The sequence below is a fragment of the Asticcacaulis sp. AC466 genome, assembly GCF_000495815.1.
GTDB lineage: Bacteria > Pseudomonadota > Alphaproteobacteria > Caulobacterales > Caulobacteraceae > Asticcacaulis.
In genome coordinates this window covers 44,177-71,154 of sequence record NZ_AWGE01000012.1, presented here as the reverse complement: position 1 = coordinate 71,154, position 26,978 = coordinate 44,177, and the positions used below count along the sequence as shown (strand labels likewise).

18 protein-coding genes are annotated in these 26,978 nt (G+C 59.6%); 10 read left to right on the top strand and 8 right to left on the bottom strand.

Going from position 1 to position 26,978, the window contains the following annotated elements; genetic code table 11:
• Window positions 1–2,772 carry a PAS domain-containing hybrid sensor histidine kinase/response regulator gene (locus tag AEAC466_RS43765; RefSeq protein ID WP_023458493.1) on the bottom strand — a complete coding sequence of 924 codons (2,772 nt, stop codon included), beginning with the start codon at window positions 2,770–2,772 and terminating at the stop codon, window positions 1–3.
• Window positions 2,773–2,946: 174 nt separating this feature from the next.
• On the opposite strand from AEAC466_RS43765, the gene AEAC466_RS34870 reads away from it, so the two are divergent.
• Window positions 2,947–3,378 carry a hypothetical protein gene (locus tag AEAC466_RS34870; protein WP_023458492.1) on the top strand — a complete coding sequence of 144 codons (432 nt, stop codon included), beginning with the start codon at window positions 2,947–2,949 and terminating at the stop codon, window positions 3,376–3,378.
• Window positions 3,379–3,501: 123 nt separating this feature from the next.
• On the opposite strand, the gene AEAC466_RS34865 is transcribed toward AEAC466_RS34870, so the two are convergent.
• Together AEAC466_RS34865 and AEAC466_RS34860 are read right to left on the bottom strand one after the other, a co-directional pair.
• Complete coding sequence (locus AEAC466_RS34865) at window positions 3,502–5,175, bottom strand: methyl-accepting chemotaxis protein (RefSeq protein ID WP_023458491.1); 1,674 nt, start codon at window positions 5,173–5,175, stop codon at window positions 3,502–3,504.
• 32 nt (window positions 5,176–5,207) lie between these two features.
• Entirely contained in the window at window positions 5,208–5,906 is a 699-nt protein-coding gene (locus tag AEAC466_RS34860; protein ID WP_155913660.1) for a hypothetical protein, read from the bottom strand.
• 259 nt (window positions 5,907–6,165) lie between these two features.
• On the opposite strand from AEAC466_RS34860, the gene AEAC466_RS34855 reads away from it, so the two are divergent.
• Window positions 6,166–6,393 carry a hypothetical protein gene (locus tag AEAC466_RS34855; RefSeq protein ID WP_023458489.1) on the top strand — a complete coding sequence of 76 codons (228 nt, stop codon included), beginning with the start codon at window positions 6,166–6,168 and terminating at the stop codon, window positions 6,391–6,393.
• A 125-nt stretch (window positions 6,394–6,518) separates the two neighbouring features.
• Here AEAC466_RS34855 and rpoD read toward each other — a convergent pair whose 3' ends face one another.
• Both rpoD and dnaG read right to left on the bottom strand, forming a co-directional pair.
• A complete protein-coding gene (rpoD, locus tag AEAC466_RS34850; protein WP_023458488.1) occupies window positions 6,519–8,609 on the bottom strand; it encodes an RNA polymerase sigma factor RpoD in 2,091 nt (696 codons plus the stop codon).
• Between the two features lie 113 nt (window positions 8,610–8,722).
• Window positions 8,723–10,609 carry a DNA primase gene (dnaG, locus tag AEAC466_RS34845; RefSeq protein WP_023458487.1) on the bottom strand — a complete coding sequence of 629 codons (1,887 nt, stop codon included), beginning with the start codon at window positions 10,607–10,609 and terminating at the stop codon, window positions 8,723–8,725.
• Window positions 10,610–10,878: 269 nt separating this feature from the next.
• Between dnaG and carA the strand changes: the two genes are divergently transcribed.
• The 6 genes from carA (at window position 10,879) to AEAC466_RS34815 (ending at window position 22,701) form a co-directional block, all read left to right on the top strand.
• Window positions 10,879–12,054 (top strand): glutamine-hydrolyzing carbamoyl-phosphate synthase small subunit, encoded by a 1,176-nt coding sequence (carA, locus tag AEAC466_RS34840; RefSeq protein ID WP_023458486.1) that lies wholly within the window; start codon window positions 10,879–10,881, stop codon window positions 12,052–12,054.
• A 787-nt stretch (window positions 12,055–12,841) separates the two neighbouring features.
• Window positions 12,842–16,141, top strand: coding sequence for a carbamoyl-phosphate synthase large subunit (gene carB / locus AEAC466_RS34835; protein ID WP_023458484.1), 3,300 nt, complete (start codon window positions 12,842–12,844; stop codon window positions 16,139–16,141).
• Between the two features lie 127 nt (window positions 16,142–16,268).
• On the top strand, window positions 16,269–18,335 hold the full coding sequence (locus tag AEAC466_RS34830) for a DUF6311 domain-containing protein (RefSeq protein WP_023458483.1): 2,067 nt from the start codon (window positions 16,269–16,271) through the stop codon (window positions 18,333–18,335).
• 173 nt (window positions 18,336–18,508) lie between these two features.
• The gene (locus tag AEAC466_RS34825) at window positions 18,509–20,836 is read left to right on the top strand and encodes a DUF6311 domain-containing protein (RefSeq protein ID WP_023458482.1); all 2,328 of its coding nucleotides are present in this window, start codon (window positions 18,509–18,511) and stop codon (window positions 20,834–20,836) included.
• 219 nt (window positions 20,837–21,055) lie between these two features.
• On the top strand, window positions 21,056–21,529 hold the full coding sequence (gene greA / locus AEAC466_RS34820; protein ID WP_023458481.1) for a transcription elongation factor GreA: 474 nt from the start codon (window positions 21,056–21,058) through the stop codon (window positions 21,527–21,529).
• Between the two features lie 188 nt (window positions 21,530–21,717).
• Window positions 21,718–22,701, top strand: coding sequence for a mitochondrial fission ELM1 family protein (locus AEAC466_RS34815; protein ID WP_023458480.1), 984 nt, complete (start codon window positions 21,718–21,720; stop codon window positions 22,699–22,701).
• Between the two features lie 87 nt (window positions 22,702–22,788).
• On the opposite strand, the gene AEAC466_RS34810 is transcribed toward AEAC466_RS34815, so the two are convergent.
• Window positions 22,789–23,049: a GlsB/YeaQ/YmgE family stress response membrane protein gene (locus AEAC466_RS34810; protein ID WP_023458479.1), complete on the bottom strand. Its 261-nt coding sequence runs from the start codon at window positions 23,047–23,049 to the stop codon at window positions 22,789–22,791.
• A 218-nt stretch (window positions 23,050–23,267) separates the two neighbouring features.
• On the opposite strand from AEAC466_RS34810, the gene trxB reads away from it, so the two are divergent.
• Both trxB and AEAC466_RS34800 read left to right on the top strand, forming a co-directional pair.
• Window positions 23,268–24,308: a thioredoxin-disulfide reductase gene (gene trxB / locus AEAC466_RS34805; RefSeq protein ID WP_023458477.1), complete on the top strand. Its 1,041-nt coding sequence runs from the start codon at window positions 23,268–23,270 to the stop codon at window positions 24,306–24,308.
• Between the two features lie 155 nt (window positions 24,309–24,463).
• On the top strand, window positions 24,464–24,940 hold the full coding sequence (locus AEAC466_RS34800; RefSeq protein ID WP_023458476.1) for an Hsp20 family protein: 477 nt from the start codon (window positions 24,464–24,466) through the stop codon (window positions 24,938–24,940).
• A gap of 208 nt (window positions 24,941–25,148) precedes the next feature.
• Here AEAC466_RS34800 and AEAC466_RS34795 read toward each other — a convergent pair whose 3' ends face one another.
• Window positions 25,149–25,616 (bottom strand): EVE domain-containing protein, encoded by a 468-nt coding sequence (locus AEAC466_RS34795; protein WP_023458475.1) that lies wholly within the window; start codon window positions 25,614–25,616, stop codon window positions 25,149–25,151.
• A 65-nt stretch (window positions 25,617–25,681) separates the two neighbouring features.
• Window positions 25,682–26,935, bottom strand: coding sequence for a pentapeptide repeat-containing protein (locus AEAC466_RS34790; RefSeq protein ID WP_023458474.1), 1,254 nt, complete (start codon window positions 26,933–26,935; stop codon window positions 25,682–25,684).
• Window positions 26,936–26,978: the final 43 nt, after the last annotated feature.

Sequence of the window (26,978 nt, the reverse complement as noted above, 5' to 3'; positions counted from 1 at the left end):
CTAAGCCGGGACGCCGGCGGCGATCTTTTGCCGCAACGCCTCGGGCCGGAACGGCTTGGCGATATAGTCATCCATGCCGACGCTCAGACAGCGTTCCCGATCGCCGGCCAGGGCATGGGCCGTCATGCCGATGATGCGCAACGGGGCGCGTCCTTGCGCCGCCTCCCACTCCCGGATCAGCCGTGTGGCGTCCAGCCCGTTCATGCCATGCATCTGGACGTCCATAAGCACGGCGACGTAGCTGCCCATTTTGATCTTTTCGAAGGCTTCTATGCCGTTATGGGCGACATCGATGGAATAGCCGAAATCCTCCAGAAAAGCCGAGGCGACCACGATATTGGGCTCATAGTCCTCGACCAGCAAAACCTTGGGCTGAAGCGAAGCTTCCACAGTGCTGCTCAACATCGCCGGCAGGGAATATTCCGTTCGCGCCACCTGGTCGCCGGTCGCCACCTTCAGCGGAATGCGAACCTCGAAGGTCGAACCCATACCGACCTCGCTTTCGACCGAAATAGCGCCCCCCATGATTTCGGTCAGGGTCTTGGTTATGGTGAGGCCAAGGCCTGTGCCGCCATATTTGCGGTTAATCGACGTGTCTGCCTGGACGAATTTCTGGAAGATGGTGTCCAGCTTTTCCGGCGGTATGCCTATGCCTGAATCCCGTACCGAAAGGGTGACATATTCGCTGTCCGCCGAGTCGCCGGCTTCGCAGGTGATGGCCACGTGCACGGTTCCGGTGTCGGTAAACTTGATCGCGTTGGAGCACAGGTTGACGATAATCTGGCGCAGGCGGGTCGGGTCACCCATGAAGACCCGTTCTTCGACGCACTCCCCTTCGGCGGTAAAGGTCAGCCCCTTTTCGCGCACCTGAACCGCCATCATTGAGGTCACTTCCTGCAACAGGCGGGTCAGGCTGAAGGGAATGTGCTCCAACTCGACGGTGCGCGCCTCGATCTTGGCAATATCGAGCAGATCATTGATCAAGGCCAGCAAACTGTCGGCACTCGAAGACAGAGTGCGCAGATACTCCGCCTGGCGCGGGCTGAGCGGCTGGCTTTTTGCCAGAAGGGTCGTCAGGCCGATAATGGCGTTCATCGGCGTGCGAATTTCATGGCTCATATTGGCCAGAAACTCCGTCTTGGCGATATTAGCGGCTTCGGCGGCGTTGCGCGCCTCCAGCAGAGCTTCCTGGGCTTGTTGCTGGGCCGTCATGTCGCGGCAAATCTTGATAAAGCCCTTTACGCGGCCGGCTTCGTCGTACATGGCCGACATGGTGCCGGAGGCGTAAAAGCGTTCGCCGTTCTGGCGCAAATGCCAGCGTTCGTCCGAAGCGCGGGTCTTGGTCGCCGCCATGGCCAGTTCGGTGCGCGGCGCGCCATGGGCGCGGTCTTCCGGCGTGAAAATGATCTCTATATGCTGGCCCAGCACGTCTTGCAGCCTGTAACCGAAAATCTGCTGCGCGCCCGGATTCCACAAGACGATGCGGCCCGCTTCATCCAATGAGATGATCGCGTAATCCTGAACGCTTTCGAGCATCAGGTTGAGATAGTCCTGACTTTCCTTGAGCCGCAGGGCCGCCATCTTGCGTTCGGTGATGTCCTGCACCATGCCGATCAGATGTTGCGCCCTGCCCTCTTCGTCGCGGGTAAATTCGGCCCGCCGGTAAATCCAGCGAATATCGCCATCGGATGGACGTCGGATGCGGTATTCCGTCTCCAGTTGCGTCGTGCCGCGCGCCCGATCTTCAGGGGTCGATCGGGCCGTCTGGTCCTCAGGCAGGACAAGCTTGGAAATCTCCTCCAGCGAGGCGGCAGGTGCAACCGGAATGCCAAAAATGGTGCAAAATTCTTCCGACACGGTAATCTGGTCCGCGCCCGCATTTACGGCAAAAACGCCGATGCCGCCGACCTTCTGAGCCATCTGCAATTGGGAATGGCTCTCGTCCAGGGCGCGTTCGGTGCGCTTTCTCTGGTCGATGTCGATGAGCACGCCGGGGAAACGGACGGGCGCGCCGGTGGCATCGCGCTCCACCGCGCCACTGGCCTCAACCCACAGCCAGTCATCCGCCGTCCGCAGGCGGTATTCCGTAGTGAAAAGCGCGCCGTCTTCCAGGGTGGCCCGCAAGGCTTCGGCAAGGCGATCGCGATCATCCGGATGGACGGCCTTATAGGTTTCTCCGGCAGGAAATCCGTTTTGAATGTCATCTGGCGGCAGGTTGAACGCGCGGGCGAACCGTTCGTCGCCCATGATGAGGTCGCGCGCGATGTCCCATACCCAGGTCCCGACCACCGCACCGGAATCGAGCGCCAGATTGATTCGTTCAGAGGCGCTGTCGGCCACGGTCTGGATGTTGGCGATGCGCTCGTCGCGGGCTACACGGTCCGAAATATCGACATAGGTGCAGATGACGCCCTTTATCTCACCATTCTGACGCATGGGCTGGGCGCGATATTCGACAGGAAAACGGCTGCCGTCGGCGCGAAAGAACAGTTCATAGGGAATGTGACAGCCTTCACCGGTAGAGACCGTCTGGTAGATCGGGCACTGTTGCGGCGGGTGAGCATTTTCGTCCTGGCGAAGGCGGATACGGTCATGAATGAGGGTGCCTACGATCTGATCGTGAGCATCGAATCCGAACATGGCAACGAAGGCGGCATTGCACATGGTGACGCGACCCACGACATCCATCGTGCATACGCCTTCGACCGTCGAATCCAGGACAAGACGGAAAAAATCTGCCTGCTCACTGGGCGAAAGTTTACTAAGCGGCATTACCCCGAACATCCCAGCTGATACGCATCGCCGGTTCCCATCAGCGACACGCCACAGGAAGGCATTTCGTTATAAAGCGTCAATGTGGAAAACGGCAGGCACCTATTCGATTGCTGGTCATTGACATTACCGACGGACGGGTTGTGAACTGGAACGTCAAAAAATGGATCAGTTATGCCCCGCCTCAATAGCTACAGCGCTGCCTATATCGCCGACGCCCGTGCCAAGATCGAGCTGCAACTGGCGACCTACCACGCCTTTCTAATCGCCGCTCAGACGGGCGAAGACACGGCCGCCATGGGTGCGGCCCGCGACGCCTTCGAACCGGTCTTTCTGCGCAACCTCATCCTGGCTATGGACCACTATTTCGACGCCATATCGCCAGAGGCGTACACGGAAGGTCCGATAAACGAGGTGCGCACCTTGTGCGAATGCATCATGCACAATCATCACAAGCTCCAGTCGGACGGCCATATCGCGCTTTCGCCGACGACATCCGTTCTTGGCCTGAAAGACGGCGATGATATCCGACTGACCGTCGCTGATTTCAAACGACTGGCCGACGCGTTTTTCGCTGAAATTTCCACGCTGTTTTGTGCAGGCTGACTGTGCGGACTGATTAAGGCCCGACCGCAAACCGACTAACTTCATTCAAAGGGCAAAGTCAGCGGATTGGGGCCACAATATAACAGCCCGCCGTGACAATTCGGCGGGCTGTTAACTTTCTGGCTAAGCCGCGCGAACGGTCGTCAGGAACTTGTCCATTTCAAAATTCAGACGTTCCGCCTGCGTGGCCAATTCGGCTGACGAACTGAGAACCTGTGAGGCCGCCTCACCGGTCTGCTCCGCGGCCAGCGCCACGCCCGTAATATTGGAGGTGACCTCCTGGGTGCCAACCGAGGCCTGATTGACGGCCTGGACGATTTCTTGTGTGGCTGCGGATTGCTGCTCGACGGCTGAGGCGATGGTCGTAGAGACCTGGTTGATATTCTCGATCGTCCCGGTGATGCTTTGAATGGCGCCGGCTGCCCGTGATGTGGCCTCCTGTATTTGCCCAATCTTGCTCGAAATTTCGGTCGTAGCCTTCGCCGTCTGGCCAGCCAGGGCCTTAACTTCGGAGGCGACGACGGCAAAGCCCTTACCGGCCTCACCCGCGCGCGCCGACTCGATGGTGGCGTTGAGCGCGAGAAGGTTGGTCTGGCCAGCCAGCCCGGCGATCAGGTCAACCACCCCGCCAATGGATGAGGCGACCTCATTCAGTTCTGCAACAATCCGCACAGCCTCATTGGCTTCGCGCACAGCGTCAGAAGAAATGGCCGAAGATGTTTCGACCTGGCGGCCGATTTCAGCCACCGAGGCGCCGAGTTCTTCTGCCGATGACGCGACGGACGTGACATTGGCCCCGGCCTCTTCGGCGGCGCTTGAAACGGCGACTGACTGTGCCGAAGCCTCCTGGGCGGTGGCGCTGAGCTGTGCCGCCGCGGCCTGCATTTCGGTAGCAGCGGATGACACCAGGGTGACAATACCGCCTACCGACTTTTCAAAATCATCGGCAAGCTTCAGCGTTGCGATCTTACGCTGCTCGGCAGCAGACGCTTCGAGCGCCTTCTGGGCTTCCGCCATGGCGGCAACCCGCTTGGCGTTGTCTTCAAAGGCGCGGGACATAGCGCCGATCTCGTCGCCACGTTCGGCGCCCGGCACCTTCACATTGTCCTCGCCTCGCGCCACTTTTTCCATCGCACTGGTCAAGCTGGTTATGGGGGTAACAATCATCTTCGATACGGCGAACAGGATTGCGACAATCACCCCAAGACTCGCCAGACTGCTCAGAATAATCGTCAGAACAATGCCGGACAGAGAGGACGCCAGACCCTCGGACCGCACCGTCAGCAGGCTGGATTCTGCCTCCCGGAATTCCGTCATCTTAGCCCGGAAGCTATCCACATAGCTCTTTCCCTTGCCCGTCTTCTCGTAGTCCTGCCCCTGAGCCTGGGTCGCCGGGTTCCGGCCGAGGGAAATGGCCGGTTCGGTAACGTCACTGTGCCATGAGTCCGCGATCTCTTTCATAGCGTCAAGCCGCTGCTGCTGCGCCGGATTGTCCTTGGTGAGGTCTTTCAATGTGGCGAACTGGCTGTCGAAGCTTGTCTTACCGTTTTTATACGGATCAAGATTGGCGTCATTCCCGGTGATCAGGAAACCACGCATACCGGTTTCCTGATTGACCATCGACATCAGCAACGCATCGGCATTTTGTAACACCAGATAACTGTGGTCATTCCATCGGCTGTTTTTATCGACCGCCGATTCCATAAGGAAGATGGCGAGGCTGGAGGCCAAGGTGATGAGCGCAATGGCCGCCAGCATCGCCATCATTTTAGCGCCGATTTTTTGGGTTTTTAGCATGGGAACTCCAGGGAACGGACAGTCGTATTGAATTAGAAATTTTGCATCAGTTGCAGAACAAGACGAGATTTGAGAGCATCCCCAGCGTCATGGCGATCCGTGTCGTAATATCTCAGATCGATTTTGGTGCGGGGCAGAATGGCGTAGGTCGTACCGAAATTGACGGCGTTGTAGTTGTCCTTCGGCGTCCGGCTACGCGTGCCGACAGCCCCCGACAGGGACCAGCGTGCGCTGATCGCCTGCGATAGACCGGCTTCAATCCAGTTGTCGCCTTTTGTCGCGCCTGGGGCATCGGACGTATAGACATCCGTTACGCGCACAGTTGTGCCATTGGCGAAGGTGCGGGAAACATCGGCTTGCCATTCAACGAAATGCGCATCGAAACCCGATGGCGCATTGTTCTTGATCTTGTAGCCGCCGCTGAAGTCGAGATCGAAGCCCGCGGACTGACCTTTCAGACCCAGCACATATTCCTGCTGTCCGTCGATGCCGCCGGCTTCGTGCAGATTGCGCCACTGTGCACCGATGAAAAACGGCCCGCGGGCGGCTTCAATGGCGCCTTTCAGCTGTCCGCGCCCGGCCGTTTCGGCAACATCCTTGCTAACGCCTTCGCTGGCAACGGCAAATGTCCCTGAGACCTGCCAATCGGCTGTTTGCGCCAGCCCATGCTGGGCTCCGGCCAGGAAAATAAGAGATGAAACCCCTGCCAATAGCCCAATATGTCGTGACATTACGCGCCCCACCCTACTCATACGCCCCCAAACACCGCCGTCAAATCGTATACAATCGCCCTCGCCAATCGTATACAAATCACGCCTTGTGGACAGGGGTAGGATAACAAGGTTAGCGTAAGATTAACCACGTACCGAGGCCATGGGCGGTTACAGCCCATAATTGGCGAAAATCTATCGCTTTGACACTATTTCGCGGCGCATGATGTAAAAAAGACACCTCCGATATCTCTGCCCGGACGCGTGACGTAAGGGCAAAATGCGGCCCCTTCATATTTTGTCTTGGTTCCTACGGGGTTACGCGCCTTCGCCCTGTCATACCTATGAGCGTCTCGACGAGACGACACGGACGTTCAAGGCCTGCGTGGCGGTCCCGCCGCAGACGGCGTCTGAGGTTATTTCGCTGAAAGTACCCGCAAAGCTAAAGGTGACGCCACTCAGCACGCGCCTGACCACGGCCTACGCTTCCGCGCACACCCAGATCTAAGAAGAAGAGGCCAGATAAGCGATCACCAGGGGCGACGGCCGCCATCCAGACATGTAAAAAGCTCCGGACCGTAGCCCGGAGCTTTTTCGTTTGTGCATCGATGGAAAGACTTAGGAGTTTAGGCCCTATGAATCCAGGAACGACCGCAGCTTACGCGACCGGCTGGGGTGCTTGAGCTTGCGCAGCGCTTTGGCTTCGATCTGGCGGATACGTTCGCGTGTGACCGAGAACTGTTGACCCACCTCTTCCAGGGTGTGGTCGGTGTTCATGCCGATACCGAAGCGCATGCGCAGAACGCGTTCCTCGCGCGGCGTCAGGGACGCCAGCACGCGGGTGGTCGTTTCACGCAGGTTCGACTGAATGGCGGCATCGATCGGCAGGACCGCATTCTTGTCCTCGATGAAGTCGCCGAGGTGCGAATCCTCTTCGTCGCCGATCGGGGTTTCGAGCGAGATCGGCTCCTTGGCGATTTTCAGAACCTTGCGGACCTTTTCCAGCGGCATGGCCAGCTTTTCGGCCAGTTCTTCCGGTGTCGGTTCGCGGCCGATTTCATGTAGCATCTGGCGCGACGTACGAACGATCTTGTTGATCGTTTCGATCATGTGCACCGGGATACGGATGGTCCGGGCCTGGTCGGCGATCGAGCGGGTGATCGCCTGACGGATCCACCAGGTGGCGTAGGTCGAGAACTTGTAGCCCCGGCGGTATTCGAACTTATCGACCGCCTTCATCAGGCCGATATTGCCTTCCTGGATCAGGTCGAGGAATTGCAGGCCGCGATTGGTGTACTTTTTGGCGATCGAGATAACGAGGCGCAGGTTGGCTTCGACCATTTCGGTCTTGGCCTGACGGGCTTCGCGCTCGCCCTTTTGAACGGTGCCGACGATGCGGCGGAAGTCATCGACCGCCACGCCCATGTCGGTGGCCAGTTGCGTCACTTCGCCGCGAATGCGGTTGACCGCGCCGGAGTCGTTGTCGACGAACTTCTGCCAGCGGATGCCCATATCGCGCACCTTGTCGGTCCATTGCGGATCGAGTTCACGCGAATAGTAGGCCTGAAGGAATTCCGTGCGCGAAATGCCGTAGCTGTCGGCCAGGCGCAGCAGGCGGCCTTCCAGGCCCATCAGCTTCTTGTTGATGCCGTAAAGCTGTTCGACCAGGGCTTCGATCCGCTGGTTGTTGAGCTTGAGCGTCTTCAGGTGACGGGTGATGGTCGAGGTGACCTCGTCATAGGCGGCCTTGTCAGCCGGATCGACGGGCTCGCCCTTGAGCTTGGCGCTGAGCAGCTTTTCCTGGGTGTCGCGATAGATTTCGAACTCGCCGGCAATGGCGTCAAGTGTCGCCATCACGCCGTCACGCAGTTCCGATTCCATGGCCGACACCGAAGGGCCTGCGCCGTCATCGAAGTCGTCGTCGTCTTCTTCTTCGGGCTCGGGCTTCTTTTCTTCTTCGTCCATCGGGACGTAGTCGTCGTCCTCGTCGTCCTCGCCCTTGGGTTTTTTGGGCTCGACGGGCTTGGCTTCCACGACAGCCATGGTTTCGACGGGTTTGGGCGGTTCCGGCGCCTTGACCACCGGCGCGGGCGCGGCGCGGGCCGGAACGACAATGTCGGCCTCTTCGCCTTCAACCTCTTCGCCCAGAGCGCCCGGAGGCGGGCCTTCCGACGGACCGCCGCCGTAAGTGCCTTCCAGATCGATGATTTCACGTAACAGAATGCGGCCGGAGCCCAGTTCCTCACGCCAGATCATGATGGCTTCGAAGGTCAGGGCGCTTTCGCACAGGCCCCGGATCATGGTGTCACGGCCGGCTTCGATGCGCTTGGCGATGGCGATTTCGCCCTCGCGGCTCAGCAGCTCGACCGATCCCATTTCACGCAGATACATGCGGACGGGGTCGTCGGTGCGGTCATAGTTCGACGTCTTGGTGGTTTCCACCACCGCGCCGGCCTCTTCGCGAACCACGACTTCGCCGCCCTCGGCAGCTTCTTCCTCGGACTCGATGACATTCACGCCCATTTCGGTGAGCATGGCCAGGGTGTCTTCGATTTGTTCCGACGTAAATTCTTCCGATGGCAGAACCTTGTTCAGCTCATCCATCGTAACATAGCCGCGCGCCTTGGCGGCCTTAATGAATTTCTTGACCGCGGAATCGGTCAGGTCGAGCAAGGGCCCATCGGACGGGGAGTCGTTTTCAGGTTTTTCCGTCTGTGTGCTCATTTTGTCACGCTCATATGGGTCTCCGCATTGTATCCGCGGCCTGCGGATACGGCACATGTGTCATATTCGGCATAGTCTAAACGAACCCTTAACCACATGACTCTGCACGGTTTTTAGGAGGTCTCGTCTTGCCAGATTTGTCCGCTTCGCAAGGACTTCCGCAGGGCATCGCGTTCCAGCTTGAGCCGTGAAAAAAATTCTGTCCCCACCTGTTCGCGGGCCGAATTCAAGGCACGATCCAAGGCCGTCAAACGCGAGACCGCGTTAAACGCTTGTATCCAGCGGGCGTGGGCATCAGCTTGAGATAGGTCCTTCGATAGGAATGGCGCGCCAGCTTTAAGGGCCGCCTTCTGAATCTCGCCTAACAATGCTCCAAGTCCTTGTTTGTGCAGATGGCGACTCAAACCGTCCCTGTCAAGCCCTTCATGTTGAAAACTCAATGCAACCAGCGCGGCTGACAGCGGCATCAGGGCCTCCTCGCCCAGCCCATAGGCTTCCAGCCCCTCGACCTGGTCCATCAGCCACTCGGGATTTTCGATCAATCCCTGGGCAATGCTGGCCGAGGTCGGGTCGAGGGCGGCCGACAGGTTTTGCGCCGCCACCTTCGATTCCTGCATGGCAGGCGGAATATAGGTCTCACCCTTCTTCCAATTGCCCTTGCCCCCCTTGAACTCACCGTTCGGCACGAAGGGCGCGCGGGGCTGGAAGGCGGGCCGTTGCGGCGTGACCAGGACATCGAACCGTTCCAGAAGGTCCTGACGGTAACTGTCGGCCAGGTCCTTGTCCTCGATCTGGGCGGCCAGGGCGCGCAGGCGCTTTTTCAACCCGGCCTTGCGCTCGGGCGTATCGAGCGGTTCAGCCTCGGCCTCACGCGTGAACAGGACCTCGACGAAGGGCTTGGTTTCCTTGAGCGCTTCACGCAAGGCCAGCGCGCCTTTTTCGCGCAACAGGTCGTCCGGGTCCTGACCGCCCGGCAGCAGGCAGACCTTGAATGACCGGCCAGGTTTCAGCTTGGGCAGGGCGCGGTCGAGCGCGCGGAAGGCGGCACGCTGGCCGGCCTTGTCGCCGTCGAAGCACAGGGTCGGCTCCTCATGACGGCGCCACAGGATGTCGATCTGCTCCTCGGTCAGGGCGGTGCCGAGCGGGGCCACGGCGGCGACATGGGCGCGCTGGCAGGCGATGACGTCCATATAGCCTTCGACGACAACCAGTTCGGCGTGCTGCTCCTCGGCGCCCAGCAGTTTCAGCGCCTTGGGCAGGCCGAACAGCATCTGGCCCTTATGGAAAAGCGTGGTTTCCGGGCCGTTGAGATATTTCGCCTTGTCATCGGGATTGAGCGCCCGCCCACCAAAGGACACGACGATGCCGCGCTGGTCCTCGATCGGGAACATCAACCGGTCGCGAAACCGGTCATAGGGGGCCGAGCCGTTCTCGACCTCGATCAGCAGACCGCATTCGACCAGTTCGGACACCTTGGCGCCGCGCTGGACCATGGCGTCTTTCAGGGCGGTGCGGTCGCGCGGGGCGTAGCCCAGGCCGAAGGTGGCGATGTCTTCCGCCGACAGGCCGCGCCGCTCCAGGTAATCGCGGGCGTTCTGGGCCGCCGGGGTCTTGTCCTGCAAACGGGCCACAAACCATTTGTGCGCCAGGTCCATCCAGTCGCTGAGGCCGCGCCGCTTGATTTCCGCCGCCTTGGCCTGGGGCGTTTCGACCGGCAGGGCCATGCCGGCCTCGCTGGCCAGACGCTCAACCGCCTCGTTGAAGCTCAGGCGCTCGGTTTCCTGCAGGAAGGAGATGATGTCGCCATGCTTGCCGGAGGAAAAGTCGTGATAAAAGCGCTTCTGGTCGTTGACGTAGAAGGACGGGGTCTTTTCCTTGGTGAAGGGCGACAGACCGACCCATTCGCGGCCATTGCGGCGCAATTTCACGCTCTTGCCGATGACCTCGGAGGGCCGCAGGCGATTTTTCAGCTCTTCCAGGAAATGATCGTCGAAACGCACGGGGGTGTTATAAACTTTCGCTGTGCCGGTTGGGTATCGGAATTAACACATATTAACAGATGATTCGCGCCAGGCGGCGCCCTGCTTAAGCCCGCGGCATATTCGGGCTGTATATTCGTGCCGTATACTTCGTGCCATATACTTCTTGCCATAATACTTCGTGATGTCCGACGCACAATTAACACTTGATAACCGCGGCCCATGTCCCTATGTGTGCCGCCGTTTGCGTGCACGCCTGCCGCCTGTGACTTCAAAGGAGATGATACCCCATGACAACTGAACTTCTGGAAGGTTGCACGGGTGTATTGGTCCTAGCGGACGGCACGGTTTATCAGGGCCTGGGCTGCGGCGCCGTCGGCGACGCGCTCGGCGAAGTCTGCTTCAACACGGCCATGACCGGCTATCAGGAAATCCTGACCGATCCGTCCTACATGGAACAGATTATTGCCTTCACCTTCCCGCACGTCGGCAATGTCGGCGTCAATGCGGACGATGTCGAACAGCTGGGCAACGATCCGAAGCGCGCCGCCAAGGGCGCCATCTTCCGCGACGCGCCGACCCCGCCGGCCAACTGGCGCGCCGAGATGAGCTTCAACGACTGGCTGACCGCACGCGGCATTGTCGGGATTTCCGGCATCGATACGCGCAGCCTGACCAAGGCCATTCGCGAAAACGGCATGCCGCACGGCGTCATCGCCCATTCGCCGACCGGCCAGTTCGACCTGGACGCCTTGAAGGCCAAGGCCCGCGAGTGGAAAGGCCTGAATGGGCTCGACCTGGCGATCGACGCCACTGTGGCGCAGTCGGCGGCCTATTCCACCGGCCTGTGGCAATGGCCGGAAGGCTTCAAACCCGCCACCAAGCATGATTTCAAGGTCGTGGTCATCGACTATGGCGTCAAGCAGAACATCCTGCGCGCGCTGGTCGATATCGGCGCCGACGTCGAAATCGTGCCCGCCAAGACGACGGCCGAGGACATCCTGGCCCGTCGCCCGGACGGCGTGCTGCTGTCCAACGGTCCGGGCGATCCCGCCGCCACCGGGGAATACGCCGTGCCCGTCATCCGCAAGCTGGTTGAGGCCGGCCTGCCGATCTTCGGCATTTGCCTGGGCCACCAGATGCTCGGCATTGCGCTGGGCGCGCGGACCATCAAGATGAGCCAGGGCCACCATGGCGCCAATCACCCGGTCAAGGACGAAACGACCGGCAAGGTCGAAATCGTGTCGATGAACCACGGCTTCGCCATCGACCGCGACTCGCTGCCCGACGGCGTCGTCGAAACCCATGTCTCTTTGTTCGACGGCTCCAACTGCGGCATCGCCATGACGGGCAAGCCGGTCTTTTCGGTGCAGCACCACCCGGAAGCCTCGCCTGGCCCGGTTGACAGCCTCTACCTGTTCGAACGCTTCGCCCAGAACATGCGCGCCGCCAAGGTTCCCGCCTAAGGCGATCCTGTCATCTAAGAGACGCGACAGGATTGTCGCGTTGGCGCGCGTTTCGGCGACACCGCAACCGTTACCGAAAGTGCGCGTTTCTGTGACACCGAATCGTGCTCCGTAACGGGTGGTTTTGCGCCCCGTTACGCCTCCGGCCAGTCGGTGCATGGGCCATCGCTGCGACCACGAGACCAGGCTAAAACAGCCGCGACGGCTTGCAAGCCCATTCCAGACATTGCAAAAAATCGTTTTTAAACAATATATTATCAACATTTTCCACGCCTTGCCCTGCCAAAGCCATAGGGCATGGCGATCCCTTCGGCTCGCAAACCTGCGGGCGCGCCTATCATCACCATCATCTTATTCTGGATTCTGGATTATGGTTAGCATGCTCCAAGCATCGATTATGACATGCTCCAAGCATGGTTTGAACCGCATCATGTTCACTATTTGTTCCATATCCATCATTTCATATGCGCAGCCATTTTTAGTCACCCTTTCATCTGTGAAGATGCGTGCCGGACGGTACTGGTCATGCCTGAAACGGAGGTCATACCGGACAACACCGGTCCCTTTGCGCTATTTGCCGTGATTATAGCACAAAGCAAGCCCCGTCTCCAGCCCGACGTTCACAGGCAAAATCGGTTCCGATAAACTTTCTTAAGATCAGTGCTTGCAACCCGCGCCCTAAGCCACTAAAGCACCCGCTTAGCCATAAAACATGCAGCGCCGACAGGCGTATATTCTCACCGGACTGTGCCCGTCGCAGCCCGCTATATGTGTACGAAAGACCGAGATGCCCAAACGCACAGATATCAAGTCCATTCTCATTATCGGCGCCGGTCCGATCGTTATCGGCCAGGCCTGTGAGTTCGACTATTCCGGCGTTCAAGCCTGCAAAGCGTTGCGCGAAGAAGGCTACCGCATCATCCTGGTCAATTCGAACCCGGCGACGATCATGACCGATCCGAACATCGCCGACGCCACCTATATCGAGCCCATCACGCCCGAATTCGTCGAAAAGATCATCGCCCGCGAACGTCCGGACGCACTTTTGCCGACCATGGGCGGTCAAACCGCGCTGAACACCGCGCTGGCCCTGGAAAATTCCGGCGTGCTGGCCAAGTACAATGTCGAGATGATCGGCGCCAAAGCCGAGGTCATCGACAAGGCTGAAGACCGCCAGAAGTTCCGTAACGCCATGGACAAGCTGGGCCTCGAATCGGCCAAGTCCGCCGTCGCCCACAGCATGGAAGAGGCCATGGACGGCCTTACCAGCATTGGCGGTCTGCCTGCGGTCATCCGCCCCTCCTTCACCCTGGCCGGGACCGGCGGCGGCATCGCTTTCAACATGGAAGAATTCAAGGACATCGTCGCCAACGGCCTCGACCTGTCGCCGACCACCGAAGTGCTGATCGAAGAGTCGATCCTCGGCTGGAAGGAATACGAGATGGAAGTCGTGCGCGACACCGCCGACAACTGCATCATCGTCTGCTCCATCGAAAACGTTGATCCGATGGGCGTGCACACCGGGGATTCGATCACCGTCGCCCCCGCCCTGACCCTGACCGACAAGGAATATCAAATCATGCGCTCGGCGTCGCTGGCCGTGCTGCGGGAAATCGGCGTCGAAACCGGCGGCTCGAACGTGCAGTTCGCGCTCAATCCGCGCGACGGCCGCATGATCGTCATCGAAATGAACCCGCGCGTGTCGCGCTCGTCCGCCCTGGCTTCCAAGGCCACCGGCTTCCCCATCGCCAAGATCGCCGCCAAGCTGGCCGTCGGCTACACCCTCGACGAACTGCAAAACGACATCACCAAGACGACGCCCGCCTCGTTCGAGCCGTCGATCGATTACGTCGTCACCAAGATTCCGCGTTTCGCCTTTGAAAAATATCCTGGCTCCGAACCGCTGCTCGGCACCTCGATGAAATCGGTCGGTGAAGTGATGGCCATCGGCCGCACTTTCGCCGAGTCGGTTCAGAAGGCGCTGCGTGGCTTGGAAACCGGCCTGTCGGGCTTCGACGAGATCGAAATTCCCGGCGTAAAAACCGCCGAAGACCTCAATGCCATCCGCGACGCCGTTATCCGCGAACTGGGCCGTCCGACGCCGGATCGCCTGCGCGTCATCGCCCAGGCCTTCCGTCATGGCCTGTCGGTCGAAGACATCAATGCCGCATGCGAATACGAACCGTGGTTCCTGCGCCAGATCGAAACCATCGTGTCCGAAGAAGCCAAGATCGGCGCGCTCGGCCTGCCGACATCGGCCAAGGCGTTCCGCACACTCAAGGCCATGGGCTTCTCCGATACCCGCCTGGCTCATCTGACCGGAAAGTCCGAAAAGGACGTCCGCGCCGCCCGTCAGGAACTGAATGTGCGTCCGGTGTTCAAGCGCATCGACACCTGCGCCGCCGAATTCGCCTCATCGACCGCCTACATGTATTCGACCTACGAATCGGGCGCCCTGGGTCAGGTGCCGGAATGCGAAGCCAATCCGTCGGACCGCGCCAAGGCCATCATCCTCGGCGGCGGCCCCAACCGGATCGGCCAGGGCATCGAATTTGACTATTGCTGCTGTCACGCCGCCTTCGCCTTCAAGGAGATCGGGCTTGAGGCCATCATGGTCAACTGCAACCCCGAAACGGTTTCGACCGACTATGACACCTCCGACCGGCTCTATTTCGAACCGCTGACGGCCGAAGACGTGCTGGAACTGATCCATGTCGAACAGTCCAAGGGCACGCTTAAGGGCGTGGTCGTGCAGTTCGGCGGCCAGACGCCGCTGAAACTGGCCCAGGCGCTGGAAGACGAAGGCATACCGATCCTCGGCACCTCACCCGACGCCATCGACCTGGCCGAAGACCGCGAACGTTTCCAGCATCTGCTGCGCGACATCAACCTGACCCAGCCGATCAACGCCATTGCCCGCACGCCCGAAGAGGCGTTCAAGGCGGCGCATGAGGTCGGCTACCCCATCGTCATTCGCCCCTCCTACGTCCTGGGCGGCCGGGCCATGGAAATCATTCGCGACGACGAACAACTGACCCGCTATGTGCGTGAGGCCGTGAAGGTGTCGGGCGACAGCCCGGTCCTGATCGACCAGTACCTGTCCGCCGCCATCGAGGTCGATGCCGACGCCCTGGCCGACGGCACGGATGTCTTCGTGGCCGGCATCATGGAACATATCGAAGAGGCCGGTGTGCACTCAGGCGATTCCGCCTGTTCTCTGCCGCCCTTCTCGCTCAAGCCGGAAACGGTCAAGGAACTGGAACGCCAGACGGTCGAACTGGCCAAGGCGTTGCACGTGCGCGGCCTGATGAACGTTCAGTTCGCCATCCTGCACCCCTATTCGGACGCTCCGCAGATTTTCGTGCTGGAAGTCAATCCGCGCGCCTCGCGCACCGTGCCCTTCGTCGCCAAGACCCTGGGTCAACCTCTGGCCGGCATCGCCGCCAAGGTCATGGCGGGCGAGCCCCTCGCCGGTTTCGGTCTGACTCCGCGCGACTACCGCCACGTCGCGGTCAAGGAAGCCGTCTTCCCGTTCGCGCGCTTCGCCAATGTCGATACGGTTCTCGGGCCGGAAATGCGGTCGACCGGTGAAGTCATGGGCCTGGACTGGGTGCGGGACGGCGAAGAGATGATCGACGCCTTCTCACGCGCCTTCGCCAAGTCGCAGCAGGGGTCGGGCGTTCGCCTGCCGCAATCGGGCCGCGTCTTCGTCTCCGTGAAAGACATGGATAAGCCGATCGTCGTTGAATCGATCCGTACCCTGATCGATCTGGGCTTCAAGATCGTCGCCACAGGCGGCACGGCCGATTACCTCAAGGCCCAGGGCCTGGAAATCGAAGCCGTCAAGAAGGTGCTGGAAGGCCGTCCGAACATTCTGGACGCCATCAAGAACGGTGAGATCGACCTGGTCTTCAACACGACCGAAGGCAAGCAGTCCCTGGCCGACAGCTTCTCGATCCGCCGCACCACCCTGATGATGAAGATCCCCTACTACACCACGGCCTCCGGCGCCGTCGCCGCCACCCGCGCCATCAAGAGCGGCCGCGACAACCAACTGGATGTCCGTCCGTTGCAGGAATATGCCTGAATGGACACGGGGATTGGGGGCAATCCCGACTAAGATGCGGTCCATAGCGGTTCGATACTGATCGAACCGCTATGGACACTGAAACGTGCATTTGATACCGGTACACTGCGACCGGTTGGGGGATCAGATGTTCGACAATGAGTATAGGCCTTATCAGGCTGCGCTGCGATACGGCGTGCCCATATTTCTCTTCGCGACATTTTTCACACTCGACATTCTCAACCCCACCCGAATTGGCTGGTTACTCAATGGCGACTGGGGACAGCATTTTCTCGGCTGGCATGCCTATCGCCAGACGCCGTTGCAGTGGCCGTTCAATCACCAAACCCTGCTGGCGCACCCGACGGGCCTCAGCCTGATTTATACGGATTCAAACCCGCTTCTAGCTCTGCCGTTAAGAGTGTTGAGTCCGATTCTGCCGGACCATTTTCAATATGTCGGTCTCTGGCTGCTCGCCTGCGTATTGCTGCATTATTACATCGCCTACAGACTGGTCGCACGTCATGCGCCTGGCCCCTGGTCGGCGATTGGCGGCGCCACCCTTCTGACCTTGCTGCCCACCCTCTATAACCGTATCGGGCACGACACCTTGTGCGCTCACTGGCTTTTGTTGTGGGCGCTGTTTATCTTTTTTGAAATTAGAGACGAACGCAAAAAGCAAATCGGTTACGCGATCGTCATGGGGGTGACCGGTTTTATTCACCCTTATCTGCTGTTCATGATACTCGCCATCTGGGGCGCAGATCAGATAAGATGGTTCGTCCCCATGATCAAAGCCGGTCAGTTCATAACGGCCGCGCGAACATCCGCCCTATCGGCTTTAAGCCTTGTCCCGCCTGTCGCAGCCCTGTGCATTTCCGGCGCCTTCTCCGGTCAGAGCGCTGCCAGTGATGGCTTTGGTGTCTATGGCATGCCGCTGGACGCGTTTTTCAATCCCGGCCGTAATGATTTTTCTCTGGCCTTCTGGCAGGGCAAGCAACCGCCACGCATGGCGTTCGAAGGATTTCAGTATCTGGGGGTCGGGCTTCTGTTCCTGATCGGCGCCGCTATATATCTCTATCGCAAGTCGCCGCTTGTAAAGACAGCCCGCGAAACCCTGGCTCTGGCCCGGCCTCTGAAATGGCCGTTCGTCATATTGCTGGCTCTGGCCATTTCCGATCAGATTTATCTCTACAATTTCAAGCTCATCGACCTGTCATTTCCGACACCGGTGGTCAATGTTCTGAATATCGTACGTGCGTCGGGGCGCCTGGTATGGCCGCTAGCCTATACAGCGGTGTTCTTGAGTTTGATCTGCGTCTATCGCGCCCGCCCCAAGACAATGGGCATAATATTGGGTGTTGCCGTTGCGCTGCAATTTGCCGATATCGGCGCGTTCGCGGCACATACCAAAGCACTGACCGCAAGTGCGACCTCCGCTGAAACCTTTCGGACCGCCAAGAGTCCACAATGGGACAAGATTATCGCCCAAAGCGACCTGGTGTCATTTCAGCCGGCTGTGCAGATCCGCGACCATGGCCCGTTCTATGAAATTATTCTACGCGCACTGGATCGCAAGGTGCCTGTCAACATGATGTATGCCGCACGTGAAAATGCGGTACAAAACGCGCTGCAAAGAGACGAATATCTGAACTTCACCGAAGGCCGCCTGGACCCGCGCCACCTGTACGTACTTCTGGGCCACGCGGTCCCGGTTGGTCTCGAAAGCCGTGTGCGCCAGATCGACGGCATCTGGATCATTCCGCCAATAAGCGCGATGGCCAGCCTGACCGATACGCCGACAATCGCGCCCTTCACGCTGGGGAAAGATTATCTGTTCGGCGCCGAACACTCTGCGGTCGTCTGGGCAGGCCGGCAATGGAACCTACCTGATCCAGAAAGCCTCAGCAGCACCGATCCGCGGCCGATTGTTACGCTTCCTTACACACCGGTGACGAACGAACCCCTCAAGCTGACGATCAGCGTCCGCGCCCGTTACAAAGGGCAGCATATGGGCATCGCCATCAATGGCGCTGTCGTGTCGGAACAGGAATTGGGCAAAAAACAAAAGGATATTTCCGTCATCATTCCGACTTCGGCGCTGAAGTCGGGGCCGTTGCAGATCACCTTCATAAACGCACCGTTGAAGGATCAGAATGCCACGCGGATGGCTGGCATACAGCTCTACAGCCTGCGTCTTGATCACATCTCTTGACGGGCGGGATCACACGCTTGTGATTGCGTCAGATTTTGGTATGATTGCAGCGCAAAAAATCACTACCCTTACCGTCCAAGGTGCCGCAAAAAAGCCTTGCGGTCGGGGCAGAAGCCCCGGTTTGGCATGATTGCTGCACACTGACGACCTCCTGATCCTGAAGTAGAGACACTATGACCTTGCCGACCTGGCTCCGTCCCGGCCCGCTTTTTGCGAAAACGCAAGCCGCCGTCAGGCGCATGCCGCCGGAGGCATGGACGGGTCTGCATCGCGGCCTGTGCCTGATTGCACCGCTCCTTCTGTTTGCCGCCTTCTTCGATCTGAACGTTCTCAACCCGACGCGCATCCTGTGGCTGCTCGATGAGGACTGGGGCCAGCATGTGCTCGGCTGGAACGCCTTCCGCCACATGCCGTGGTCGACCTTCAACCACGAAACGCTGCTGGGCGCACCGGTCGGCAACACCATCATCTCGACCGACTCGAACCCTTTGTTCGCCTTTTTCTTCAAGACCTTCCGTCACTGGCTGCCCGATAATTTCCAGTATATCGGACCGTGGTTCCTGTTCTGCGTGATCATGCATTTTACCTTTGCGTACAAGCTGATCCGCCCCCATGCCCCCAACCGCTGGGCCGCGCTGGGCGGGGCGATCGCCCTGTCCGCCCTGCCCATGCTCTATTACCGCATGCGTCACGACACGCTGGTCGCGCAATGGCTCATCCTGTGGGGCCTGCACCTGTTCATCAATGTCCGCGACGATCAATTGCCGGCGGGCAAGGGGCTGGGCTTTGTCTTAAGCTGGTTCCGCAATGGCGCCAAGATGCGCGGCTATAGCGCCCTTTTGTTTGTCACCGGTCTGATCCACCCCTACATCCTGTTCATGGTTGCCGCCATATGGGGCGGCGACTGCCTGAAGCGCTTCTTCAGCGGCCTGAGCATCGTCGATCGCAAATTGCAGGCCAGGCCGTGGGTGCTGGTCGATGCCGTCGTGCGCGCCGTCTTTACCCTGGCCTGGGCCATTCTCGCCCTGTTCATTGCCGGCAGCTTCACCAAGGGCATGAGCCCGGGCGCCGGCGGTTTTGGCTATTACTCCTTCCCGCTCGATGCCTGGTTCAATCCGGTCAAGCCGGAATTTTCGTCCATCCTGAAGGCGTGGCCGCTCGATGGCGGGCAATCGTTCGAGGGCTATCAGTATCTCGGCTTCGGCCTGATTGTTCTGGTCGTCGCCTCAGCGATCCTCTATTTCACCCAGCCCGAAGCCCGCCAGTCGCGCAGCTTTATCGCTGCCCTGCGCCCCCTCACTGCGCCTTTTATCGTGCTGCTGCTCATCGCCGTATCGAACCATGCCCAGTTCTACGGATACGATGTCTGGAAATTCAAACTGCCGGATGAACTGCGTGGCCCCGCCGCCGTCCTGCGCGCCTCGGGCCGCCTGACCTGGCCGATCACCTACCTGCTGATCGTCACCGCGCTGGTGGTGCTGTTCAAATCGCGTCCCAAGACCATCGCCATCCTGCTTCCGCTCGTCCTGGTCGTTCAGGCCTACGACATAGCGGGCATGTCGCGCGCCATGCGTAAGGCGACCGCCCTGGCCGCCAGCACGGAAAAGTATCATGAAACCCCTAGTCCCGAATGGGACCAACTGGTCAGCGCCGCCAAGGGCATCGACTTCTACCCGACCAATGTCCACCTGAACGACCGCCTGTTCTACGAACTGACGTGGCGCGCCACATCTCAGGTCAAGCCGGTCAATACAATGTACGCGGCCCGTGAAAACCTGATCCAGATCGCCAATCAGGAAGCTAGCCAGGACGCCTTCAAGCGCGGCGAAATCCGTACCGATCACCTGTTCGTCTTCCTAAAGCAATGCGACGCGCCACCGTCCCTGTGGCCGAAGCTGCGCATGCTGGACGGCGTGTGGATCATTCCCCCGGAAGGCGTCAATCTCGACCTGCCAGCGCCGGAATGGACGCCATTGCGCCCCGAAGTCCGCTTCGGCTGGCTTGACCAGGGCACCTGCCTGCTCGATGAAAACTGGTCGCGTCCGGAATATGACGGTGTGTGGAGCGAAGGGCCTCAGGCCAACCTGCGTATTCCGATCAAGCACGTCCAATTCGATACGCCGCGCCCGAAGGCGCTCGACCTCACCCTGAAGGCCAAGAGCCGCAAGCCCGTTCTGGTCAGCGTGGTCATCAACAATGTGAAGATGGACGAGATCATGCTCGACCACACGGCTTCGCTTAACACTATCCACCTCCCGGCTTCGGTCATGCGTGGCGAAACGCTGAAGATCCGCTTCCTGATCGACGAACCGGGCCGCAAGGCCAAGACAACCGTCGTGTCGGCCAATGTCAGCAAGAATGTTCGCGGCCGTTCGGAGGCGCACAACCTGAAACCCGTCCCGCTGGAAGCGAAAGATCTGGGGATCAAATTGATCGACATCAAGCTGACCGATCCCGATACCGAACCCAAACCCCCTGTGCCCGGCCAGATGCAGGGCTGAACACAGGCCAGATCGGGCGTCTAAACCGCCCGATCAAAAGCCCTTTCATATTTTTGCGAATGGAACTATAAGGGCCCCCCGGTTTCGTTTGTGCACTGCGCTCAGCAGCAAAACGAACAAACCCATCACCGTCGTACAGTTACCTGACCGGTTGTAGTCGCCCTCAACCGTCGTCAGGCTTTTTGTCATTCCTCAGGGTGGAAAAGAACTTAATCGCACATGGAAAAAGTGCCGATGACCGTCGCGGGCTATCAGGTTCTCGACGAAGAATTGAAACGTTTGAAGTCTATAGAGCGTCCCAGTGTGATTGCGGCCATTTCGGAAGCGCGCGCCCACGGCGACCTGTCTGAAAACGCCGAATATCACGCTGCCAAGGAACGCCAGGGCTGGATCGAAGGCCAGATCGCGGACATCGAAGACCGGATCAGCCGCGCGCAGGTCATCGACGTGTCCAAGCTGTCCGGCGCCCACGTCAAGTTCGGTGCGACAGTCACCGTGATCGACGAGGACACCGAAGAAGAAGGCCGCTATCAGGTCGTGGGCGAACACGAAGCTGACGTGAAATCGGGTAAGATTTCGCTGACGTCACCGCTGTCGCGCGCCATGATCGGCAAGGAAGTCGGCGATGTCGTCGAAGTCCAGACCCCTGGCGGCGTCAAGGCCTACGAAATCGTCAAGGTCGAGTGGCTGTAATACCGGCATTGAGGTCGGTCACTGGCCGGGCTCAGGGGCCGACGCCTTTATGATTTTGTCGAATCGGACACAGACTTGCGCGGGACTATCCTGCGCAAGTCTTTTGCTTTCTGAAGGACCGCCAGGCTGAAGGACTGCCACGGCATTTGGGGCGACAGGACGCAGATATTTTGTTTCAGGTGGAATGAATGCCAGAACCCGTGACGATATGGGTGGTGTCTGACGGCCGCGCTGGTATTGAGAACCAGGCGCTGGGTTTGGCCGAGGCCGTTGGTCGCATCACGCCGGCAAAGATCGTTATCAAGCGCATTCGCTACGCGAGGCTGTTCGATCGCCTGCCCACGACGCTGAAACTCTTTCCCGACGCCATGTTGCGCCAAGACAGCGACCCGCTGACGGCGCCATATCCTGATATCTGGATCGCCGCCGGACGGGCCACCCTGCCGCATAGCCTGCGCATAAAGGCCCGGTCCGGCGGCAAGACATTCGTTGTCCAGCTTCAGGACCCCAAGCATGATCCGAAGGCTTTCGACCTGGTCATCGCACCGGAACACGACCATGTCAGCGGCGCCAACGTCCTGTCATTGATCGGATCGACCAACCGCATTACGGCAAAGACTTTGGCGGATGCCTATATGGGATGGGAAGACCGCTTGAGTCCCCTGCCCCATCCCCGTGTCGCGGTCCTGGTCGGCGGGCGGTCAAAGGCTTATGACATCGATGAGGCGCACGCCTCGATCCTCGCCGCCGAAATTCACAGCGCCATCACCAATGCCTGCGGCTCCGTGCTGTTGACCGTGTCGCGGCGCACACCCGACACTGCGCGCCGGATACTGACCGACGCCCTTGCCGATTTGCCCGGGCTGATATTTGATGGCCAAGGCGAAAACCCCTATTTTGCCTTCCTGCGCGCGGCCGACCGCTTCCTGATCACGGAAGACTCCGTCAATATGGCGACGGAAGCGGCCGCAACGGGAAAGCCGATCCAGATTCTCAGCATGGAGCGGCGAACTCTGGGTTCGGGTGAGAAGTTCGAGGAGTTTCATGAAACCTTGCGCGCCAAGGGCATTACGCATCCCTTCAACGCTACGCTCAGCGGCGAAGCCTATCCGCCGCTTGATGAAACGGCGCGTGCGGCGCAACACCTGCTCGACGCCTATCATAAAAAATAGGCGACGAAGCTCTCACTCTTCGTCGCCTATTTCTAAATCCTGAGAATTGGGATCAACAGGATTATGTCGTTTGCCGAAGCGGCAGGATTAGACGTGTCGACCGCGCATCATGCGACCGATGGCGATCAGGATACAGGCGCCGACAATGCCAGCGATCAGATAGCCGATAATGCCGCCGAACGAGATGCCGATAATCGAGAACAGGGCGTTCGCCACGATCGAACCGACGATGCCGAGAATGATGTTCATCAGCAGCCCTTGATTGGACTTCATGATTTGCTCAGCCGCCCAACCGGCGACAGCACCTACGATAATAGCCAGAAGCCAGCCGATACCTTGTTGTTCCATGATACTCACCTCTTTCAAAAAGCCGCGCCAAACCGCGCCAAAAAAACCGCGACAGCGGATGAGACGACCTTAATGGCCCGCTCGAATTTTCGAGATATGGATATGCCGCCAGTTTGCAAGGTTTCAGAAAATGACCGCCTTTATGCAATTCCTAATGACAAGGCGTGCGGCACTTCCTATCTAGAGGCCATTAACGATTTCGATTCCGAGTGAGTGTCATGTCCACGCCCCGTAACCTTCGCTGCGCTATCATCGGTACCGGTCCCGCCGGCTGGACCGCCGCCATCTACGCGGCGCGCGGCCTGCTGTCGCCCGTCATCTTCACCGGCCCGCAGGATGGCGGACAACTGACCATCACCACCGATGTCGAAAACTATCCCGGTTTCGCCGAGGTGGTCCAGGGTCCGTGGCTGATGGACCAGATGAAGGACCAGGCCATCCATATGGGCACCGAAATCATCGGTGAGATTGTCACCAAGGCGGACCTGTCGCAACGCCCCTTCCTACTGGAAACCGAAAGCGGCGCGCAATTCCTTGCCGAAACCGTCATTATCGCCACCGGCGCCCAGGCCAAGTGGCTGGGGATCGAGTCGGAAAAAACCTATCAGGGCTTCGGCGTCTCGGCCTGCGCCACCTGCGACGGGTTCTTCTATCGCAATAAGGTCGTCGCGGTTGTCGGCGGCGGCAACACTGCCGTCGAAGAAGCGCTCTTCCTGACCAAGTTCGCCGCCAAGGTCTATCTCATTCACCGCCGCGAACAGTTGCGCGCCGAAAAGATCCTGGTTGAGCGCCTGCTCAACGATCCGAAGATCGAGCCGGTGTGGAATGTCGCCGTCGATGAAATCCTGGGCGAAACCAATGAATTTGGCGGCGCCGGTGTGGTGGGCGTGCGGCTTCAGGACGTCAATACCGGCGAATATCGCGTCATCGATCTGGACGGCGTTTTCATCGCCATCGGCCATGCGCCCGCTTCGCAGCTGTTCGAAGGACAGTTGCAAACCAAGCAGGGCGGTTACCTGGTCGTCGAGCCGGGCACGCCGAAGACCTCGATCAAAGGGGTCTTCGCCGCCGGCGACGTGACCGACGATGTCTACCGCCAGGCCGTCACTGCGGCGGGTATGGGGTGCCAGGCGGCGTTGGAAGCGATCCGCCTGCTGGCCGAAGAAGACCATCACCACGCCCTGCTGACGGCGCGCGAAATCGATGAAGAATTTTCGCACCTGCCTCTTGAACAGCAAAAAGTCGCCACCAAATCATAAGGCGAAGGCGCCGATGACGGGCCTTCTGGTTAACAACACCGCCCATTAGGGGGTGTAGATGTTTAACCAAATCAAACCTTTACGGACTACGCCCGTGTCTGCCTGCTGTGCACACGATGTCCGTAAGGCACTCGCTTTATGCAAGGAGAGCCCTTATGCGTACTTCAGTTGATTATTCCCCCCTCTATCGTTCCGCCGTCGGTTTTGACCGCCTGTTCAACCTGCTCGACACCGCCACCCGTACCGACAATGCGCCGGGCTGGCCCCCGTACAATATCGAGCGTTTGAAGAGCGAAGCCGAAGAGGGTGACACCTACCGCATCGAAGTGGCGGTCGCCGGCTTCAAGCCTGACCAGCTCAATATCGAAGTGAAGGAAAACGTCCTGACCGTCACCGGCAAGAAGGACGCCGAAGACGGCAACCGCACCTTCCTGCATCGCGGTCTCGCCGAACGCTCTTTCGAGCGCCGTTTCCAACTGGCCGACCATATCAAGGTGACCGATGCCGAGCTGGCCAACGGCCTGCTTTCCATCACGCTTACGCTTGAAGTGCCGGAAGCCAAGAAGCCCAAGACGATCGCCATCAAGACGGCCGTCAACGATACGACGCCGGTCCTGACCGCCGCCGAGTAACGCCCCGTCGCGTGCCCCTGATATAGGCCCCTGTTTTCAGGGTTTGGGGGCACGCCACTACCCTTTGTTTCTCCCTGAACCTTTTGTGTGTCGCGCAGTCCGCCGGTGTGGCTGGATGGCGCTAAAAGTCCCCGGCCCGCTGATCTCCGCCTGCGTCCCTACAGGTGTAGCCCTAGTGGTTTAGATAGTCAGCCGCCGGGGGCTTTTTTCATGACTGAACCGTCACCGTCTGACCTGTCATAGCCTGGTTGATCATTTCGAAATCGTGCTGGCTGATTTCGCGCACGCCGAACCGCAGGCTGTAACCCCAATTCGCATCCGCCGTCAGTTCCAGACGATCTTTCAGCGCCTTTACCGGTTGCTCCCTCCCGTCCGCCCAATCGACATCGCGGCGAAAGGGCTGAAACTCGGTGCTCATATAACCGCGATAGACCTCGCCCGGCCGGATGCGGCCGATTGCGGTAAAGGACTGAAACCCGTCCTTACGCCCCATCTGTTCCGACGGAGAATAGTAGATGATGCCGTCACCGGGCACCATGCGCCGCAAAGGCCCCTGCTTGCCGTGATTGACCTGCATGAAGCCTTCTGCCCGACCACGCCGGACATGTTCGGCGCAAGCGACGGCCAGCCAGAAACGGGTGGCGCCACACGGATTATCAGCGGTTATCGGGGTCATGGTCTGTCTCCTTACCGAAGACACCTTGCCTCATGGCCGCTAAATATCTGTCAGCAGTGAAAGGCTTAACTGGCCAAGCGGCCGCGCAGGCCGACACAGGTGACGTTTTGCAGCGATTCCAGATTCATCGCCGCGCCTTCCAGGTTGGACCGCGAAATATCGGCGCCGTCCATTTGCACCAGCTTCATCTGGGCTTCCGAGAAATTGACATTCCGCATACGCGTATTGCGCAGATCGGCGGGGAGGAAGCGGGTGGCGTCGATCTTCAGCGCCCCGAGGTTGGCGCCTTCCAGATTGGCGCCGTCGAGCCGCGCCCGCGCCAGCCGCACACCGCGCAGGTCCGCCCCCTTGAGATTACAGTTGCGCAGATCCGCCTCTTCCAGATGCGCGCCCTGAAGCTGAACGCCGCGCATATCGAGACCGTAAAAGACCGCACCCTTGGCTGACAGGGCCGCCAGGTTGAGGCCCTTGATGCTTACCAGCCCACGCAGGTCGGCATTATCGAACTTCGACGGCTTGCCGTCCTTGCCCAGGGTATCGACCCATAGGGCATGATCGCGCAACATGTCGCCATAGGGCAAGGCCTTGACATCCATGCCGACCACCTTGTCGGTCAACATGCCGGTCATGTCGGCCTGGGTTGTCCGCCACATGTCGGTCTTGGCACCGATGAGGACGGCATCCTTGAGCGAGGCGCCTGACAGATCGGCCCCCGACAGGTCCGCGCCCGCCAGATCGACATTGTCCATGATGCATTGTCTGAGATTGGCGCGCACCAGCTTGCACGATTTCATGGTCGCGTCGGTAAAATCGGCCTTCATGGCCTGAATACCCGACAGCTTCGAGCGCTCCAGATTGGCGCCGCGCAGATTGGCGTAAGAGGCTTCCGAACTGCGCATGGCAATTTCGACATAGGACAGGCCTGCCTGTTTGTCGGGCAGGGCCAGGGCGCCTTCGCGCAGGTCGGCTTCGTACAGGTCGCAATCCGACAGGTTGGCACCCCGCAGACAGGCGCCACGCAGGTCGGCCCGGCGCATCGACGCCCCCATCAGATTGGCGACTTGCAGGTCGGCACAATAGAGATTGCAGGTATCCAGAACCGCCCGGCTCAAATCGCAGCCGGTGAGAATGGAGGCCGTGAAATCGGCGTCGGTCAGGACACGATTGGCCAGGGACAGGCCGGACAGATCGCACCAGGCAAAGACCGCCCGCGCGCCGCCCGGCTTCATGGCCCGGAGACGTTCGTGCCGGGCGCAAATGGCATCCACCTGCGCCTGGGTCATCTTTGTATACCGGTCGTCGCCGGCCGTTGCGGTCATGGGACGTGGCTTTCCCTCACTGTTGGAACAGAAGTTTGCCACG